The sequence below is a fragment of the Pseudomonas sp. 43(2021) genome (genome assembly GCF_017490805.1).
Taxonomy (GTDB): Bacteria; Pseudomonadota; Gammaproteobacteria; order Pseudomonadales; family Pseudomonadaceae; genus Aquipseudomonas.
This window is the reverse complement of record NZ_JAFGYJ010000023.1, coordinates 22843-39406: the sequence shown is the minus strand read 5'-3', so window position 1 is coordinate 39406 and position 16564 is coordinate 22843. Positions and strand designations below refer to the sequence as shown.

General features: G+C 62.4%; 13 protein-coding genes and 4 tRNA genes. 2 read left to right on the top strand and 15 right to left on the bottom strand.

What is annotated here, in order from left to right; translation table 11 throughout:
- Positions 1-56: 56 nt before the first annotated feature.
- The 9 genes from lon to J5M71_RS19380 all read right to left on the bottom strand — a co-directional run bounded on the left by lon (position 57) and on the right by J5M71_RS19380 (position 7325).
- Positions 57-2453 (bottom strand): endopeptidase La, encoded by a 2397-nt coding sequence (gene lon / locus J5M71_RS19420; RefSeq protein ID WP_015269697.1) that lies wholly within the window; start codon positions 2451-2453, stop codon positions 57-59.
- A gap of 164 nt (positions 2454-2617) precedes the next feature.
- The gene (gene clpX, locus J5M71_RS19415) at positions 2618-3901 is read right to left on the bottom strand and encodes an ATP-dependent Clp protease ATP-binding subunit ClpX (RefSeq protein WP_025338419.1); all 1284 of its coding nucleotides are present in this window, start codon (positions 3899-3901) and stop codon (positions 2618-2620) included.
- A gap of 108 nt (positions 3902-4009) precedes the next feature.
- Positions 4010-4651: an ATP-dependent Clp endopeptidase proteolytic subunit ClpP gene (gene clpP / locus J5M71_RS19410; RefSeq protein ID WP_003250240.1), complete on the bottom strand. Its 642-nt coding sequence runs from the start codon at positions 4649-4651 to the stop codon at positions 4010-4012.
- A 91-nt stretch (positions 4652-4742) separates the two neighbouring features.
- Positions 4743-6056, bottom strand: coding sequence for a trigger factor (gene tig / locus J5M71_RS19405; RefSeq protein ID WP_015269696.1), 1314 nt, complete (start codon positions 6054-6056; stop codon positions 4743-4745).
- A gap of 246 nt (positions 6057-6302) precedes the next feature.
- On the bottom strand, positions 6303-6602 hold the full coding sequence (locus J5M71_RS19400; RefSeq protein WP_207835192.1) for a DUF6388 family protein: 300 nt from the start codon (positions 6600-6602) through the stop codon (positions 6303-6305).
- Between the two features lie 272 nt (positions 6603-6874).
- Positions 6875-6950 (bottom strand) — tRNA-His (locus J5M71_RS19395).
- A 44-nt stretch (positions 6951-6994) separates the two neighbouring features.
- Positions 6995-7079: transfer RNA gene (locus J5M71_RS19390), tRNA-Leu, on the bottom strand.
- 52 nt (positions 7080-7131) lie between these two features.
- Positions 7132-7207 (bottom strand) — tRNA-His (locus J5M71_RS19385).
- A 41-nt stretch (positions 7208-7248) separates the two neighbouring features.
- Positions 7249-7325: transfer RNA gene (locus J5M71_RS19380), tRNA-Arg, on the bottom strand.
- Positions 7326-7596: 271 nt separating this feature from the next.
- On the opposite strand from J5M71_RS19380, the gene folD reads away from it, so the two are divergent.
- Positions 7597-8451, top strand: coding sequence for a bifunctional methylenetetrahydrofolate dehydrogenase/methenyltetrahydrofolate cyclohydrolase FolD (gene folD, locus J5M71_RS19375; protein WP_063914005.1), 855 nt, complete (start codon positions 7597-7599; stop codon positions 8449-8451).
- Between the two features lie 184 nt (positions 8452-8635).
- On the opposite strand, the gene J5M71_RS19370 is transcribed toward folD, so the two are convergent.
- Genes J5M71_RS19370 through J5M71_RS19345 form a run of 6 tightly spaced genes read right to left on the bottom strand, consistent with a single transcriptional unit; the run spans position 8636 to position 14555 of the window.
- A complete protein-coding gene (locus J5M71_RS19370; RefSeq protein ID WP_207835190.1) occupies positions 8636-10375 on the bottom strand; it encodes an ABC transporter substrate-binding protein in 1740 nt (579 codons plus the stop codon).
- Between the two features lie 39 nt (positions 10376-10414).
- Positions 10415-10687, bottom strand: a complete 273-nt coding sequence (locus J5M71_RS19365) for a DUF2160 domain-containing protein (RefSeq protein ID WP_013971877.1) — start codon at positions 10685-10687, stop codon at positions 10415-10417.
- 12 nt (positions 10688-10699) lie between these two features.
- Positions 10700-11500 (bottom strand): carbohydrate ABC transporter permease, encoded by an 801-nt coding sequence (locus J5M71_RS19360; protein WP_013971876.1) that lies wholly within the window; start codon positions 11498-11500, stop codon positions 10700-10702.
- A 3-nt stretch (positions 11501-11503) separates the two neighbouring features.
- Positions 11504-12367: a sugar ABC transporter permease gene (locus J5M71_RS19355; protein ID WP_013971875.1), complete on the bottom strand. Its 864-nt coding sequence runs from the start codon at positions 12365-12367 to the stop codon at positions 11504-11506.
- A complete protein-coding gene (locus J5M71_RS19350) occupies positions 12364-13461 on the bottom strand; it encodes an ABC transporter ATP-binding protein (protein ID WP_207835188.1) in 1098 nt (365 codons plus the stop codon). Before J5M71_RS19350 ends, J5M71_RS19355 begins: the two co-directional genes overlap by 4 nt.
- The gene (locus J5M71_RS19345) at positions 13461-14555 is read right to left on the bottom strand and encodes an ABC transporter ATP-binding protein (protein ID WP_207835178.1); all 1095 of its coding nucleotides are present in this window, start codon (positions 14553-14555) and stop codon (positions 13461-13463) included. The genes J5M71_RS19350 and J5M71_RS19345 overlap by 1 nt, the downstream gene beginning before the upstream one ends.
- Before the next feature lie 225 nt (positions 14556-14780).
- On the opposite strand from J5M71_RS19345, the gene J5M71_RS19340 reads away from it, so the two are divergent.
- The gene (locus J5M71_RS19340) at positions 14781-16529 is read left to right on the top strand and encodes a sigma-54-dependent Fis family transcriptional regulator (protein WP_207835176.1); all 1749 of its coding nucleotides are present in this window, start codon (positions 14781-14783) and stop codon (positions 16527-16529) included.
- Positions 16530-16564 lie beyond the last annotated feature (35 nt).

The window sequence follows — 16564 nt, the reverse complement described above, 5'->3', positions numbered from 1 at the left end:
GCTTTATAGCAAGGCCCCGAAAAAACTGTCAAGGAAAGCCCCCCAGCCAAAAACTACTAATGCGTGCTGATTCTTTCCTTAGCATCGCCGTCGCGCTTTTCATCTTTCGCGACAATCTCCGGAGCCACATCTGGCAAGGGCTCCGGGGCGTATTGCAGCGCAATTTGCAGGACTTCGTCAATCCATTTGACTGGTTTGATCTGCAGATCCTGTTTGATATTTTCCGGAATCTCCTTCAGATCGCGAACATTCTCCTCGGGAATGATCACCGTCTTGATCCCGCCACGGTGTGCCGCCAGCAGTTTTTCCTTCAACCCGCCAATGGCCAGCACCTGGCCACGCAGGGTGATTTCGCCGGTCATGGCCACGTCGGCACGTACCGGAATCTGCGTCAGCGCCGACACCAGCGCGGTGCACATGCCGATACCGGCACTTGGGCCGTCCTTCGGCGTGGCGCCTTCAGGCATGTGGATATGCACGTCGTGCTTCTCATGGAAGTCGGCGGCAATCCCCAGGCTGCGGGCGCGGCTGCGCACCACGGTCTGCGCGGCAGTGATCGACTCGACCATGACATCGCCCAGCGAGCCGGTCTTGATTAGCTGGCCCTTGCCGGGGATGACCACGGCTTCGATGGTCAGCAATTCGCCGCCCACCTGGGTCCAGGCCAGGCCGGTAACCTGGCCGATCTGGTCCTGCTGCTCGGCCAGGCCGTAGCGGAACTTGCGCACGCCCAGCAGGTGCTCCAGCTGCTCGCTGGCCACCTTGACCTTGACCTGCTTCTGCCCGGTATGTTCCTTGACCACCTTGCGGCAGACCTTGGCGATTTGCCGCTCCAGGCCACGCACACCGGCTTCGCGGGTGTAGAAGCGGATGATGTCACGGATCGCCGAGACGTCGACTTCCAACTCGTCCTTCTTCAAACCGTTGGCCTTGACCTGCTTGGGCACCAGGTACTTGACCGCGATGTTGATCTTCTCGTCTTCGGTGTAGCCCGGCAGGCGAATGACTTCCATCCGGTCGAGCAACGCCGGCGGGATGTTCATCGAGTTCGAGGTGCACAGGAACATCACGTCCGAGAGGTCGTAGTCGACCTCCAGGTAGTGGTCGTTGAAGTTGTGGTTCTGCTCCGGGTCAAGCACCTCAAGCAATGCCGACGCCGGGTCGCCACGCATGTCGCTGCCCATCTTGTCGATTTCGTCCAGCAGGAACAGCGGGTTACGCACCCCTACCTTGGTCATCTTCTGGATCAGACGGCCAGGCATGGAACCGATGTAGGTACGGCGATGGCCACGAATCTCGGCCTCGTCACGCACCCCACCGAGGGCCATGCGCACGAACTTGCGGTTGGTGGCAGCGGCAATCGACTCGGCCAGCGAGGTCTTGCCGACGCCGGGCGGGCCGACCAGGCACAGCACCGGGCCGCGGATTTTCTTGACGCGCTTCTGCACGGCAAGGTACTCGAGGATGCGTTCCTTGACCTCTTCCAGGCCATAGTGGTCGGCATCGAGGATTTCCTCGGCCTTGGCCAGGTCCAGGCGCACCTTGCTCTGGGCCTTCCACGGCACCTGCACCAACCAGTCGAGGTAGGAACGCACCACGGTGGCCTCGGCCGACATCGGCGACATCTGCTTGAGCTTGTTCAGCTCGGCCTGGGCCTTGGCCAACGCGTCCTTGGGCAGGCCAGCGGCTTCGATGCGCTTTTTCAGCTCTTCGACTTCGTTGTGGCCTTCGTCGCCATCGCCGAGTTCTTTCTGAATGGCCTTCATCTGCTCATTCAGGTAGTACTCGCGCTGGCTGCGCTCCATCTGCTTCTTGACCCGGCCGCGAATGCGCTTTTCGACCTGCAGCAAGTCGATTTCGGCATCCAGCAGCGCCAGTACGTGCTCGACACGGGTCGGCAGGTCGACGATTTCGAGAATTTCCTGTTTCTGCTCGATCTTCAGGGCCATGTGCGCGGCCATGGTATCGACCAGGCGCCCTGGCTCTTCGATGCTGTTCAGCGAAGACAGCACTTCGGCCGGGACTTTCTTGCCCAGCTGCACGTACTGCTCGAACTGCGACAGCAGCGTGCGCACGAACACTTCCGACTCGCGCTCGGCGGCGTCGACTTCGTCGATCAGGGAAACTTCGGCACGGATGTGCCCTTCTACTTCGCTGAAACGCTCGACAGCGCCGCGCTGCTCGCCCTCGACCAGCACCTTGACGGTGCCATCGGGCAGTTTCAGCAATTGCAGCACGGTGGCAACGGTACCGACGCGGTACAGGGCGTCCTCGCCCGGATCATCGTCGGCCGGGTTTTTCTGGGCCAGCAGGAGGATCTGCTTTTCGCCCGTCATCGCCGCCTCAAGGGCTTCGATGGACTTTTCGCGCCCCACGAACAGCGGGATGACCATATGCGGGTAAACAACGACATCGCGCAATGGCAAAAGAGGCAAGTCGAGGGTGGTCTTCATGATTTCGCCTCTACAGCGGCCTTATGGCCGGAAACCGGTGGAAATGATGCTTGGACCTAATGTGGGGGCACGCTTGGGAAATTACAAGCGCTAGCGCAGGAAAAGCAGAAAGGGGCCCGTAGGCCCCCTTCTTGCTTGCAACCGTCAACCGGCCATTGCCTGGATCAGGCGTCCGGCGCGGCCTTGGCTTGCGGCTCGCTGTTCTCGTAGATCATCAGCGGCTGCGAGGTGCCATCGATGACGCTCTCGTCGATCACCACCTTGCTGACATCCTTCTTCGAAGGAATCTCGTACATGGTGTCGAGCAGCACGCCTTCGAGGATCGAACGCAGGCCACGGGCGCCAGTCTTGCGCTCCAGGGCCTTGCGCGCTACGGCCTTGAGCGCATCGCTGCGGAACTCGAGGTCGACGCTTTCCATCTCGAACAGCTTGGCATACTGCTTGGTCAGGGCGTTCTTCGGCTCGGTGAGGATCTGCATCAACGCAGCCTCGTCCAGTTCGTCGAGGGTTGCCAGTACCGGCAGACGGCCGACGAATTCCGGGATCAGGCCAAACTTGACCAGATCGTCCGGCTCGACCTCACGCAGGGACTCGCCAACCTTCTTGCCCTCTTCCTTGCTGCGTACTTCGGCGCCAAAACCGATGCCACCCTTGGTGGAGCGGTTCTGGATGACCTTTTCCAGGCCCGAGAAGGCGCCACCGCAGATGAACAGGATGTTGCGGGTGTCGACCTGCAGGAATTCCTGTTGCGGGTGCTTGCGGCCGCCTTGCGGCGGAACCGAAGCCACGGTGCCTTCGATCAGCTTCAGCAATGCCTGCTGCACGCCCTCGCCCGAGACGTCACGGGTGATGGACGGGTTGTCCGACTTGCGCGAGATCTTGTCGATCTCGTCGATGTAGACAATGCCCATCTGGGCCTTCTCCACGTCGTAGTCGCACTTCTGCAACAGCTTCTGGATGATGTTCTCGACGTCCTCACCCACGTAACCGGCTTCGGTCAGGGTGGTGGCGTCAGCAATGGTGAACGGTACGTTCAACAGGCGTGCAAGGGTTTCGGCGAGCAGGGTCTTGCCCGAGCCGGTCGGCCCGATGAGCAGGATGTTGCTCTTGCCGAGTTCGACTTCGTCACCCTTCTTGTCACGCTGGTTCAGGCGCTTGTAGTGGTTGTACACCGCTACGGCAAGCACCTTCTTCGCGCGCTCCTGACCAATGACGTACTGGTCCAGGATACCGCTGATTTCTTTCGGCGAAGGCAATTTGTGCGCGCTGCTCTCGGCCTGGGCTTCCTGCACCTCCTCACGGATGATGTCATTGCACAGGTCGACGCACTCGTCGCAGATAAATACCGAGGGCCCGGCAATCAGTTTGCGCACTTCGTGCTGGCTTTTGCCGCAGAAGGAGCAATAAAGCAATTTGCCGCTGTCCTCGCCGTTACGGGTGTCAGTCATTCGATCGATCCAATCCGGTAGGCTTGCAACACAAGATGAAGGCAATTGCGGGCTTTTTCAAGTCCGCAGGTAGGCGCTTTCCGCGCCCACCTGCTCTGGCACCCCGGTTCAGGAGGCCAGTTGCCGCTTGTCGTAGACCGAGTCGATCAGGCCGTACTCGGCCGCGCGCGAGGCGCTCATGAAGTTGTCACGTTCGGTGTCGCGCTTGATGGTCTCGAGCTCCTGGCCGGTGTGGTAGGCCAGCAGTTCGTTGAGACGGGCCTTGATATTGAGGATTTCCTGGGCGTGGATCTCGATATCGGTGGCCTGGCCCTGGAAGCCGCCCAGCGGCTGGTGGATCATCACGCGCGAGTTCGGCAGGCAGTGACGCTTGCCCTTGGCACCTGCAGCCAGCAGGAAGGCACCCATGCTGCAGGCCTGGCCGATGCAGATGGTCGAGACGTCCGGCTTGATGAACTGCATGGTGTCGTAGATCGACATGCCGGCGGTGACGGAACCGCCCGGCGAGTTGATGTAGAGATGGATATCCTTGTCCGGGTTTTCCGCTTCAAGGAACAGCAGTTGCGCCACGACGAGGTTGGCCATGTAGTCCTCTACCGGGCCAACCAGGAAGATCACACGCTCCTTCAACAGGCGCGAGTAGATGTCGTAAGCGCGTTCGCCACGGGCGGACTGCTCGATAACCATCGGGACCAGGCCGCCTGCGGCCTGGATGTCAGAGCTCTGCTGAATATAAGAATTGCGGGACATGTCCTGCGCTCACTCCCAAATAGTCATGGCTTGAATACGCACAAGCCAGCGCGAAGGCTGGCTTGTGGGGGTTTCCTACGAGAGAAGCCTGTTACTCAGCGGCGGCTGGAGCCTGTGCTGGTTTAACGGCATCTTCGTACGAGACCGACTTGTCGGTCACAGTCGCTTTCTGCAGAACAGTATCTACAACTTGTTCTTCCAGCACAACCGAACGGACTTCGTTCAGTTGCTGGTCGTTCTTGTAGTACCAGGCGATGACCTGCTCAGGCTCTTGGTAAGCCGAAGCCATTTCCTCGATCATTTCGCGAACCTTGCCTTCGTCCGGCTTCAGTTCGAACTGCTTGACCACTTCGGCGACGATCAGGCCCAGGACCACACGGCGCTTGGCTTGTTCTTCGAACAGCTCGGCCGGCAGTTGCTCAGGCTTGATGTTGCCACCGAACTGCTGAACAGCCTGCACGCGCAGACGGTTGACTTCGTTTTCCAGCAGGGCTTTCGGCACTTCGATCGGGTTGGCAGCCAGCAGACCGTCCATGACCTGGTTCTTCACCTTGGCCTTGATGGCCTGACGCAGTTCACGCTCCATGTTCTTGCGAACTTCGGTGCGGAAGCCTTCCAGGGTCGATTCCTTGATGCCGAACTGGGCGAAGAACTCTTCGTTCAGCTCTGGCAGCACAGGAGCGGCAACGCTGTTGACGGTGATGGTGAACTCGGCGGCTTTGCCAGCCAGGTCCAGGTTCTGGTAGTCCTCAGGGAAGGTCACGTTGACAACGCGCTCTTCACCAGCCTTGGCGCCAACCAGGCCGTCTTCGAAGCCAGGGATCATGCGGCCGGAGCCCAGCACCAGCTGGGTGCCCTTGGCCGAACCACCGGCGAACACTTCACCGTCGACCTTGCCGACGAAGTCGATGTTGACCTGGTCGTCATTCTGCGCAGCGCGCTCGACGGCCTCGAAGCGGGTGTTCTGCTTGCGCAGCACTTCCAGCATGTTGTCCAGGTCGGCGTCAGCCACTTCGGCGCTCAGGCGCTCGACGCTGATCGACTCGAGGCCGCCAACGGTGAATTCCGGGAACACTTCGAAGATGGCGACGAATTCCAGGTCCTTGCCCTTTTCGAAGGACTTGGGCTCTACTGCAGGGGCGCCAGCCGGGTTCAGCTTCTGCTCGACGATGGCTTCGTAGAAGGAAGCCTGGACCAGGTCACCGAAAGCCTCTTGGCGAGCATCGGCTTCGAAACGCTGACGGATCACGCTCATCGGCACTTTGCCTGGGCGGAAGCCGGCAACCTTGGCGCGCTTGGCAGTCTGCTGCAGACGCTTGTTGACTTCGTTCTCGACGCGCTCGGCCGGAACGGCGATGGTCATGCGGCGCTCGAGAGCGGAAGTGTTTTCAACAGAAACTTGCATGGATATTCCTCGTTGCACAGACGTTAGCCGGCGTTTGCCCGACTCCAGAATCAAGGGCAAGCATTCTAGTGAGTCGCGCAGCAGAAGTCACCCCACTCGGGACGACGGGAAACCACGCCGGTCGATTAACTTTCAAGGCCCGCACGACATAGCGCCGGACCTGCTTCAATGGGGGCCGCACGACGCCCGGGGCGACCTGCAGCCGAAATACCTTGTCAAACAACTGCCACCAACGAATTCGCTTCCTTATGCAGGGTCGATTTCATTGAACTGGCAGTACTCCTCCCACTCCATCCCCAGCGCCTCGGCGACCTCGCGGTGCGTCTCCAGGCGCATGGCCTGCAGTTGCTCCGGGGTTTCGGCGATCAGTTGCAGGGCCAGCTCCCAAGGCTGGATACCCTGCTCCTCGGCCGCATCCTCGAATGCCCATTCGATCTGCTGGGCCTGCTCGCGCGGATCCAGCTCGCGGATCTCTTCGAGCAGCTGCGGATTGGCCTCGGCAAAGCGCTGTAGCGCCAGGGCCTGACGGGCTTCTTTTGCGATCATCGGGTTGTTCCTCTGCCGGCCAATTGGGCCGGTGTTTCAACCGGCTGAAATCTAACAGCTTTTATTGGGGTGTCACCAGAGGATTGCAAGGGGGAATTGCGTCGCGGTCGCTAGTTTCTGGCATGAGGTTTGTGGCGCCTGTGAGATCGAGCGCCGCGCGGGCGGCGCTCGATCTCACAGGCGCCAGAACACTCAAGACATGCACACCGCAGCCACACAACCCCAAAACAAAAAGGCGCCCGATCTCACGATCAAGGCGCCTTTCAAGAATATGGGGTGGACGATGGGAATCGAACCCACGACAACTGGAATCACAATCCAGCGCTCTACCAACTGAGCTACGCCCACCATATTGCGGTCTTGCGATGTTGCGGTACAGCCTTACAGAAGCATGGTGCGGACGAAGAGACTCGAACTCTTACAGCTTGCGCCGCTGGAACCTAAATCCAGTGTGTCTACCAATTTCACCACGTCCGCGTAACGCTTAAAACAAAGGCGCCAGATGCTATCGAGGCGCCTTTGAAGAATATGGGGTGGACGATGGGAATCGAACCCACGACAACTGGAATCACAATCCAGCGCTCTACCAACTGAGCTACGCCCACCATATTGCATTACAGCCTACTTGCTTGCCAAAGCTGCCTAATGGCGCACCCGGCAGGACTCGAACCTGCGACCATCCGCTTAGAAGGCGGATGCTCTATCCAGCTGAGCTACGGGCGCTTAAGCTTGAAGCCTAACCGAACGAGACATTAACAGATAACTGCTAAACCACTCATTCTGCCCGACTTCGCCAACCAGTGCTAGGCTGTGCCCGACAAGTGCGGCGAATCTTATAGGCGAGCCTGAAAGTCGTCAACACCTTTCTAAAAAAAATTTAAATTATTTAAGGGCTTAGGGGATTTGCCCGACCACCCGCCTTTGCCCTTGGCCCGTGTCGTGCGAGAATGCGCCCTCTTTAATTGTTTCCTTCTCGATGGTTAATCACGCGTCTATGACTGCACACCTAATCGATGGCAAGGCGATCGCCGCCAGCCTGCGCCAGCAGATCGCTCAACGTGTCGTGGAGCGTCGCCAGCAAGGCCTGCGCACTCCGGGCCTGGCGGTGATCCTGGTCGGCACCGACCCCGCCTCCCAAGTCTATGTCTCGCACAAGCGCAAGGACTGCGAAGAGGTCGGCTTTATTTCGCAGGCGTTCGACCTGCCTAGCGAAACCTCGCAGCAGGCCCTGACCGAGCTGATCGACCGCCTCAATGACGATCCGGCCGTCGACGGCATCCTGCTGCAGCTGCCGCTGCCGGCGCACCTGGACGCCTCGCTGCTGCTCGAGCGCATCCGCCCGGACAAGGACGTGGACGGCTTCCACCCGTACAACATCGGCCGCCTGGCCCAGCGCATCCCGCTGCTGCGCCCGTGCACGCCGAAGGGCATCATGACCCTGCTGGAAAGCACCGGCCAGGACCTGTACGGCATGAACGCGGTCATCGTCGGTGCGTCCAACATCGTTGGCCGCCCGATGGCCATGGAACTGCTGCTGGCCGGCTGCACCGTGACCGTCTGCCACCGCTTTACCAAGGACCTGGCCGGCCACGTCGGCCGCGCCGACCTGGTGGTCGTGGCCGCAGGCAAGCCGGGCCTGGTCAAGGGTGAATGGATCAAGGAAGGCGCCATTGTCATCGACGTGGGCATCAACCGCCAGGAAGACGGCAAGCTGGTCGGCGACGTAGTCTACGAGACCGCCCTGCCGCGCGCCGGCTGGATCACGCCGGTGCCAGGTGGCGTCGGGCCGATGACCCGGGCATGCCTGCTGGAAAACACGCTGTATGCGGCGGAAGAGCTGCACAAGTAATACCGCGTGAATGAAAACGGCACCTCTGGCAGGTGCCGTTTTTTTTGGCTGAGTTTCTTGATGGCTGCACCGTCCTCTTCGCGGGTAAACCCGCTCCCACAGGGGACATCACAGCCTTCGTGGACTGCACGGTCCCTGTGGGAGCGGGTTTACCCGCGAAGAGGCCCGCGCGGTATTCAGCCGATCACTTCCTGGCCGCCTCCCACGACTTCAGCAGTTCGCTGTAGCTGACCGTCTCGCCCTTGGGCTTTTCGTTGGCCAGCTTCGGTTTCGGCGCACCGGGCTGGTCGAACCAGTACTGGGCATCCTTCTCCGGGTTCAGCTTCGGTGCGCACGTGGCCTGAGCGTTGGACCGCTGCAAGCGCTCCATCATCCGGTCCTGGTCGCGGGCCAGGCCGTCCAGCGCTTCCTGCGGGGTCTTCTCGCCACTGGCCACCTCGGCGATGTGGCTCCACCACAACTGCGCCAAGCGCGGGTAATCCGGCACATTGGTACCGGTTGGCGTCCACTGTACCCGCGCCGGGCTGCGGTAGAACTCCACCAGCCCGCCCAGCTTGGGCGCCAGCTCGGTCATGGCCTGGGAGTTGATGTCCGATTCGCGAATCGGCGTGAGGCCAACGATGGTCTTTTTCAGCGACACGGTCTTGGAGGTGACGAACTGGGCGTACAGCCACGCCGCCAGGCGTTGCTTCTCGGGGGTGGACTTGAAGAAGGTCCACGAGCCAGTGTCCTGGTAGCCCAGCTTCATGCCCTCCTCCCAGTACGGCCCCTTCGGCGAAGGCGCCATGCGCCACTTCGGCGTGCCATCGGCATTCACCACCGGCAACCCGGGCTTGGTCATGTCGGCGGTAAACGCGGTGTACCAGAAGATCTGCTGGGCAATGTTGCCCTGGGCCGGCACCGGGCCGGCTTCGGAGAAGGTCATGCCCTGGGCTTCCTTGGGCGCATAGGCACGCATCCAGTCCACGTATTTCTGTGTGGCATAGACGGCGGCCGGGCCGTTGGTGTCGCCGCCTCGGGTCACGCTGGAACCCACCGGGTGGCAGTCCTCCACGCGGATGCCCCATTCGTCCACCGGCAAACCATTGGGCAGGCCTTTGTCGCCGCCACCCGCCATCGAGAACCAGGCATCGGTGAAACGCCAACCCAGCGACGGGTCTTTCTTGCCGTAGTCCATGTGGCCATAGACGCGCTTGCCGTCGATTTCCTTGACGTCTTCGGTGAAGAACCTGGCAATGTCCTCGTAGGCCGACCAGTTCACCGGTACGCCAAGCTCGTAGCCGTACTTTTCCTTGAACCTGGCCTTCAGCTCGGGCCGTTCGAACCAGTCGGCACGGAACCAGTAGAGGTTGGCGAACTGCTGATCGGGCAGTTGGTAGACCTTGCCATCCGGCGCGGTGGTGAAGGAAATGCCGATGAAGTCCTTCAGGTCCAGGGTCGGCGAGGTGTAGTCCTTGCCTTCGTTGGCCATCAGGTCGGTGATCGATTCCACCTTGCCGTAGCGAAAGTGCGTACCGATCAGGTCGGAGTCGTTGACCCAGCCGTCATAGATGTTCTTGTCCGACTGCATCTGTGTCTGCAGCTTTTCCACCACGTCGCCTTCCTGCAGCAAATCGTGGGTCAGCTGGATACCGGTGATCTCGCTGAAGGCCTTGGCCAACACCTTGGACTCGTATTCATGGGTGGTGATGGTTTCCGACACCACGTTGATCTTCATGCCACGGAACGGCTCGGCAGCCTTTATGAACCACTTCAACTCGGCCAACTGCTGTTCAGGGGTAAGGGTCGAAGGCTTGAACTCGCTGCCGAGCCACTTCTTGGCCGCGTCCTCGTACTGGTCTGCCCAGGCTGTGCCCTGCACGCTGGCCAGTACCAGCAACGCCGCCAGGGTCAAATGTCGCCTGTTGTACTTGTTGTCGAACATTGTGATCTCCCGTTTCAGTTATCCCACAGGGCCGCTCGCTCAGCCCCAGCGCAGCACCACCACCAGCCACGCCAGCGACAGCAGCGAGGCCACCCACAATGGCCACTCGCTGACGCCAACCACCAGCAAATGCAGGTAGGCGCTGGCCAGCAGGCCGATGAACAAGCGGTCGCCACGGCTGGTGACCAGCGGCAGGAAGCCACGCCGCTCCACGCAGGGGCGGCGCAATTCCAGCAGCGTCATGCCCAGCAGCAGCACGCCGACGGCGGCGAAGAACAGCGCCGTCGGCAAGGTCCAGGCCATCCACTCCATGCCTTGCCCTCCTCACACCCGGCCCAGGGCGAAGCCCTTGGCCACATGGTTGCGCACGAACCAGATCACCAGCATGCCCGGCAAGATGGTCAGTACCCCCGCCGCCGCCAGCACACCCCAATCGATGCCCGAGGCCGACACGGTTCGGGTCATCACCGCGGCGATCGGCTTGGCATTCACCGAGGTCAGGGTGCGCGCCAGCAGCAGCTCGACCCAGGAAAACATGAAACAGAAAAACGCCGTCACGCCGATGCCGGAGCCAATCAGCGGAATGAAGATTTTCACGAAGAAGCGCGGGAAGCTGTAGCCATCGATGTAGGCCGTTTCGTCGATTTCCTTCGGCACACCGGACATGAACCCCTCGAGGATCCACACCGCCAGCGGCACATTGAACAGGCAGTGGGCCAGGGCCACGGCGATATGGGTATCGAACAGGCCGATCGACGAATACAGCTGGAAGAACGGCAGCAGGAACACCGCCGGTGGCGCCATGCGGTTGGTCAGCAGCCAGAAGAACAGGTGCCGGTCACCAAGGAAGCGGTAGCGCGAGAAGGCATACGCCGCAGGCAGCGCCACCAGCAGTGAAATCAGCGTGTTCAGGCACACGTAGTACAGCGAATTGATGTAGCCGCTGTACCAGCTGGCATCGGTGAAGATCACCCGGTAGTTGTCGAGGGTGAACGCCTGTGGCCACAGGGTCAGGCCGCCGAGGATCTCGGTGTTGCTCTTGAACGACATGTTCAGCAGCCAGTAGATCGGCACCAGCAGGAAGAAGAAGTACAGCAGCAGGGCCAGCGATTTGCGTGTGCTCATGGCCTAGTCCTTGTCGGCATGGGTCATGGCTGTGTAGAACAGCCACGACACCAGCAGGATGATCAGGAAGTACACCAGCGAGAACGCCGCCGCCGGGCCCAGGTCGAACTGCCCGACAGCCATGCGCGTGAGGGTCTGGCTGAGGAAGGTGGTGGCGTTGCCGGGCCCGCCACCGGTCAGCACGAAGGGCTCGGTGTAGATCATGAAGCTGTCCATGAAGCGCAGCATCACCGCGATCAGCAGCACGTTCTTCAGCTTGGGCAACTGGATATGGCGGAACACCGCCCAGCCCGAGGCGCGGTCGATGCGCGCGGCCTGGTAGTACACGTCGGGGATGGCGCGCAGCCCTGAGTAACAGAGCAACGCCACCAGCGACGTCCAGTGCCACACATCCATCACCAGCACGGTCAGCCAAGCGTCGAACGGGTCGCCGGCGTAGTTGTAGCTGACCCCGAGTTTGGCCAGGGTGGCACCGAGCAGGCCGATATCGGCACGGCCGAAAATCTGCCAGATGGTGCCGACCACGTTCCACGGGATCAGTAACGGGATGGCCATGACGATCAGGCACACCGAAGCCATGCGCCCCTTGGTCGGCATGGTCAGGGCAATGGCGATGCCCAGCGGGATCTCGATCAGCAGCACGCAGGCGGAATAGATGAACTGGCGCAGCAGTGCATCGTGCAGCGCCGGGTCGCGCAGCACCTGGCGGTACCAGTCGGCGCCGACGAAGTAGCGGTTGGACTGGTCGAAGATGTCCTGCACCGAGTAGTTGACCACCGTCATCATCGGCACCACCGCACTGAATGCCACCAGCAGGAACACCGGCAGCACCAGCCACCAGGCCTTGTTGTTCGGCACCTTGTTCATGGCCCGGCCTCCAGCAGCACATCGTCCAGGTACAGCATCAGCCACTGCGCCGGCAGGCTGACCCAGGCCTGGCCCACCGGCAGCGGGCGGTCCTCGCCCAGGCGCGCCTTGAGCGCCACACCGCCCAGTTCAAGGGTGACGATGCGGTAGGTGCCCAGGTCCTCGATGTCCAGCACCCGCGCCGGGTAGGCGTCATCGAACGGGCTGTCCCACAGCTGCACGAATTCCGGGCGGATGCCCACCTGCAGGCGCCCGCCCGCCGTCGCTGCCAGGCGCTCGCGCAAGCCGTCGGGCAGCTCCAGGTGAATATCGCCGAACACCACCCCGTCCGCTTCGGCGCGCACCTCGATCAGGTTCATCCCCGGGCTGCCGATGAAGTAACCGACGAAGGTATGCCGCGGTCGTTCGAACAGTTCGCGCGGGGTACCGAACTGGACAATGCGCCCGCCATGCATCACCGCGATCTTGTCGGCGAACGTCGAGGCCTCCAACTGGTCGTGGGTGACGTAGATCATGGTGATGTTGAACTGCTCGTGGATCTGCTTGAGTTTGCGCCGCAGCTTCCACTTCAGGTGCGGGTCGATCACCGTCAGCGGCTCGTCGAACAGGATCGCCGACACGTCATCGCGCACCAGCCCACGGCCCATGGAGACCTTCTGCTTTTCGTCGGCACTGAGGTTGCGCGCCTTCTTGCGCAGCACGGCCGACAGATCAAGCACCTCGGCAATCTCCTCCACCCGGGCCTGCACCCGGGCTGCGTCCAGCCCCTGGTTGCGCAAGGGAAACGCCAGGTTGTCGAACACCGTCATGGTGTCGTACACCACCGGGAACTGGAACACCTGGGCGATATTGCGTGCCTGCGGTGACAGCTGGTTGACCGGCTTGCCGTCGAACAGCACCTCGCCGTGGGACGGTGTCAGCAGCCCGGAAATGATGTTGAGCAAGGTCGACTTGCCGCAGCCCGACGGCCCGAGCAAGGCGTAGGCACCGCCCTGCTCCCACACATGCTCCAGCGCATGCAGGGCATAGTCCGCCTCGCTGGCGGGCTGGCGGCTGTAGCTGTGCGCCAGTTGGCGCAGGCGAATTTCGGCCATCACCCTCTCCTTGCCTGGCGCAGCCCCGGGGCCTGCACCAGCGCCCCGGCGCTGTCGAACACGAACAGCTTGTGGGTAGGGATGAACACGCGGATCGGCGTATCCACCTGGTATTCGTGCACCCCTGGCAGGTGCAGGATCATGCGCCAATGTTCGTTGCGCACATGCAGGAAGGTTTCTGAACCACTGATCTCGGCCAGCTCCACCAGCACCGACAATTCCAGGTCGTCGTCGTGAGCCGGCACCAGGCTGATGTGGCTGGGCCGTACGCCAAAGCGGTAGTCACCCTCGGCAAGCGGCCGCAAGTTGGCATTGCGGGCAAAGTGCACGGCCTGGGCCAGGCTCACATCGTTGCCGCTGATACGGCCAGGCACCAGGTTGATCGGTGGTTCGGAAAACAGCTCGGCAGCCAGCACGCTGCCCGGGCGCTGGTAGACCTCGGCGGTAGGCCCGCTCTGGACGATACGGCCCTCATGCACCAGGGTGGTGGTGCCGCCCAGTGCCAGCGCCTCGTTGGGCTCGGTGGTGGCATACACGGCAATGCAGTGGCGCGCCGCGAACAGTTCGCGCAGTTCCTGGCGCAGACCCTCGCGCAGCTTGTAGTCGAGGTTGACCAGCGGCTCGTCGAACAGGATCAGCGAGGCATCCTTGACCAGCGCCCGAGCCATCGCCGTGCGTTGCTGCTGGCCACCGGACAGCTCCAGCGGCAGGCGCTGCAGGTAGGCTTCGATGCGCAGCATCTCGGCGGTTTCCTGCACCCGCCGGCGAATCTCGGGCTCGGCCATGCGTGCCTGGCGCAGCGGTGACGCAATATTCTCGTACACGTTGAGGGTCGGGTAATTGATGAACTGCTGATACACCATCGACACATTGCGCTGGCGCACCGGCACGCCAGTCACGTCCTGGCCATCCATCAGCACCCGCCCCCGGTCCGGGCGGTCGAGCCCGGCCATCAGGCGCATCAGGCTGGTCTTGCCGGCCAGGGTGCGGCCCAGCAGCACGTTGAACGAGCCGGGCTCGAAACGCAGTGAGGCATCGACGATCCAGGCCTGGTTGTCGACGCTGCGGCTGACCTGTTCCAGCACCAGAGACATGGCGTGGCCTTCTTGTGGTTATTGTCTGCCGGGCACAGCCAGTTTCGTGCCAGTTGCACCGCGACCGTCTGACCCGGGGCCTGCCAGGCAAGCCCCGGCCAATCGCAGGTTCACAAATGAACACAAGCACTGAACAACTGAACACTTGCCGGTTTGACATTGAACAACCGTGCACAACACTGAACAGCGGTCGGCCCCATGACAACAATCACACAGGACAGGCCCATGGCCGCATCCGCTTCACCCCATGCCCAACTGATCCAGGCCTCCTGGGCCCGCTGCCGCGACCACGGTTTGCAACCCCAGCACGCCCCGGACTTCGACTGCCTGACCCACGCCGAGCTGAGTGCCCTGCTGGAGCGGCGCCAGGCCCTGCTGCGCCTGACCCGGGAAGCGGTGCTGCCGCAGTATGCGCACCTGCTGGGCAATGCCAGCTACCTGGTGATGCTGGCCGATGCCAGCGGCTGCCTGCTCGACAGCTGGGGCTCGCGGCGTTTCATCGAGCCGCGCCAGCAACATGGCTTCAGCGCCGGTGCCCACTGGCACGAGCGCGGCGTCGGCACCAATGCCCTTGGTACCGCACTGGTCTGCGCCGAGGCGATCCATGTCGGTCAGGACGAGCACTTCCTGCGCCAGAACCGCTATATGTCCAGCGCCGCCGCGCCGCTGTTCGACGCTGCGCGGCAACTGGTCGGGGTGCTCGATGTGGCCAGCGACGGCTATCTGCCAGCCAGCCAGACGCTGGGCCTGGTACGCATGATGGGCCAGAGCCTGGAGAACCGCCTGATCCTCGCCGAGCATGCCGACCAGCACGCGCAACTGATCTTCAACAGCGCCTCCGACAACCTCGACAGCCCCTGGGCCGGCCTGCTGGTGTTCGATGAGCACGGGCAGGTGCTGGCTGCCAATCACCGGGCCGACACCCTGCTCGGCGGCAACCCGCTGCAGCAGAACATCGCACAACTGTTCCAGTTGCCCCTGCAACAGCTGCTCAGCCATCCCCGGCAACAGCCCTTCGCCCTGCAAGCCATCGGGCGCAACCGCTTTCACTGCCAGTGGCAGCCGCCGCGCGCGGCCCCCAGCCGCCCCGCCGCCAGCAACGCTGAGCCACGCCTGGAGAAGGCTCTGGCACAGGCCTGCCTGCTGTTGGAAAAGGACATCCCGGTGCTGGTACAGGGTGAAACGGGCGTCGGCAAGGAGGTATTCGTCGACACCCTGCACCGGGCCAGCAGCCGCGCCAGCCAGCCGCTGGTCGCGGTCAACTGCGCGGCGATCCCGGCCGAGCTGGTGGAATCGGAGCTGTTCGGCTACGACAAGGGCGCGTTCACCGGCGCCCACCAGAAGGGCAACCCGGGGCTGATCCGCAAGGCCCACCACGGCATCCTGTTCCTCGATGAAATCGGCGACATGCCGTTGCCCACCCAGGCCCGCCTGCTGCGCGTGCTGCAGTCGCGCAGCATCCAGCCATTGGGCAGCGGCGAACCGGTGGCAGTGGATATCCGCGTGGTGTCGGCGAGCAACCGCGACCTGGCCGAAGAGGTGCGCGCCGGGCGCTTTCGCCAGGACCTGTATTACCGCATCGCCGGGCTGGCGGTGGTGTTGCCGCCGCTGCGCGAGCGCAGTGACCGCCGACAGCTGATCGAGCAGGTGCATGCGCGCTACCGCGACCCCGGGCAACCCGCGCGGCTGCCTGCGGCCATTATCGAGCTGTTCGATCGGCACCCCTGGCCAGGTAACGTGCGCGAACTGGTGAGTGTGCTGCAGGTGGCACTGGCCTTGGCGGGTAACGGGCCGGTCGGCCTGGAACACTTGCCTGCGGGATTTCTCGCCGAGTCGCAAGTGCCTGTGCCGGTCGCGACCGAAGAGGCGGACCTGCACGCGCTGGTGGCGCAAGCCAACGGCAACCTTTCAGCGGTGGCGCGCAGGCTTGGCATCAGCCGCACCACGCTGTACAAGCGGTTGCGTGAGCGATGATCGCCCTGGTCTGTACCGGCCTCATCGCCGGCTCA

Coding starts and splice junctions, on each gene's coding strand:
- J5M71_RS19350 (WP_207835188.1), bottom strand. CDS start 13,461: ATGGCCGAAATTCGCCTGCGCCAACTGGCGCACAGCTACAGCCGCCAG.
- J5M71_RS19345 (WP_207835178.1), bottom strand. CDS start 14,555: ATGTCTCTGGTGCTGGAACAGGTCAGCCGCAGCGTCGACAACCAGGCC.
- tig (WP_015269696.1), bottom strand. CDS start 6,056: ATGCAAGTTTCTGTTGAAAACACTTCCGCTCTCGAGCGCCGCATGACC.
- clpP (WP_003250240.1), bottom strand. CDS start 4,651: ATGTCCCGCAATTCTTATATTCAGCAGAGCTCTGACATCCAGGCCGCA.
- J5M71_RS19365 (WP_013971877.1), bottom strand. CDS start 10,687: ATGGAGTGGATGGCCTGGACCTTGCCGACGGCGCTGTTCTTCGCCGCC.
- clpX (WP_025338419.1), bottom strand. CDS start 3,901: ATGACTGACACCCGTAACGGCGAGGACAGCGGCAAATTGCTTTATTGC.
- J5M71_RS19400 (WP_207835192.1), bottom strand. CDS start 6,602: ATGATCGCAAAAGAAGCCCGTCAGGCCCTGGCGCTACAGCGCTTTGCC.
- J5M71_RS19370 (WP_207835190.1), bottom strand. CDS start 10,375: ATGTTCGACAACAAGTACAACAGGCGACATTTGACCCTGGCGGCGTTG.
- J5M71_RS19360 (WP_013971876.1), bottom strand. CDS start 11,500: ATGAGCACACGCAAATCGCTGGCCCTGCTGCTGTACTTCTTCTTCCTG.
- J5M71_RS19355 (WP_013971875.1), bottom strand. CDS start 12,367: ATGAACAAGGTGCCGAACAACAAGGCCTGGTGGCTGGTGCTGCCGGTG.
- folD (WP_063914005.1), top strand. CDS start 7,597: ATGACTGCACACCTAATCGATGGCAAGGCGATCGCCGCCAGCCTGCGC.
- lon (WP_015269697.1), bottom strand. CDS start 2,453: ATGAAGACCACCCTCGACTTGCCTCTTTTGCCATTGCGCGATGTCGTT.
- J5M71_RS19340 (WP_207835176.1), top strand. CDS start 14,781: ATGGCCGCATCCGCTTCACCCCATGCCCAACTGATCCAGGCCTCCTGG.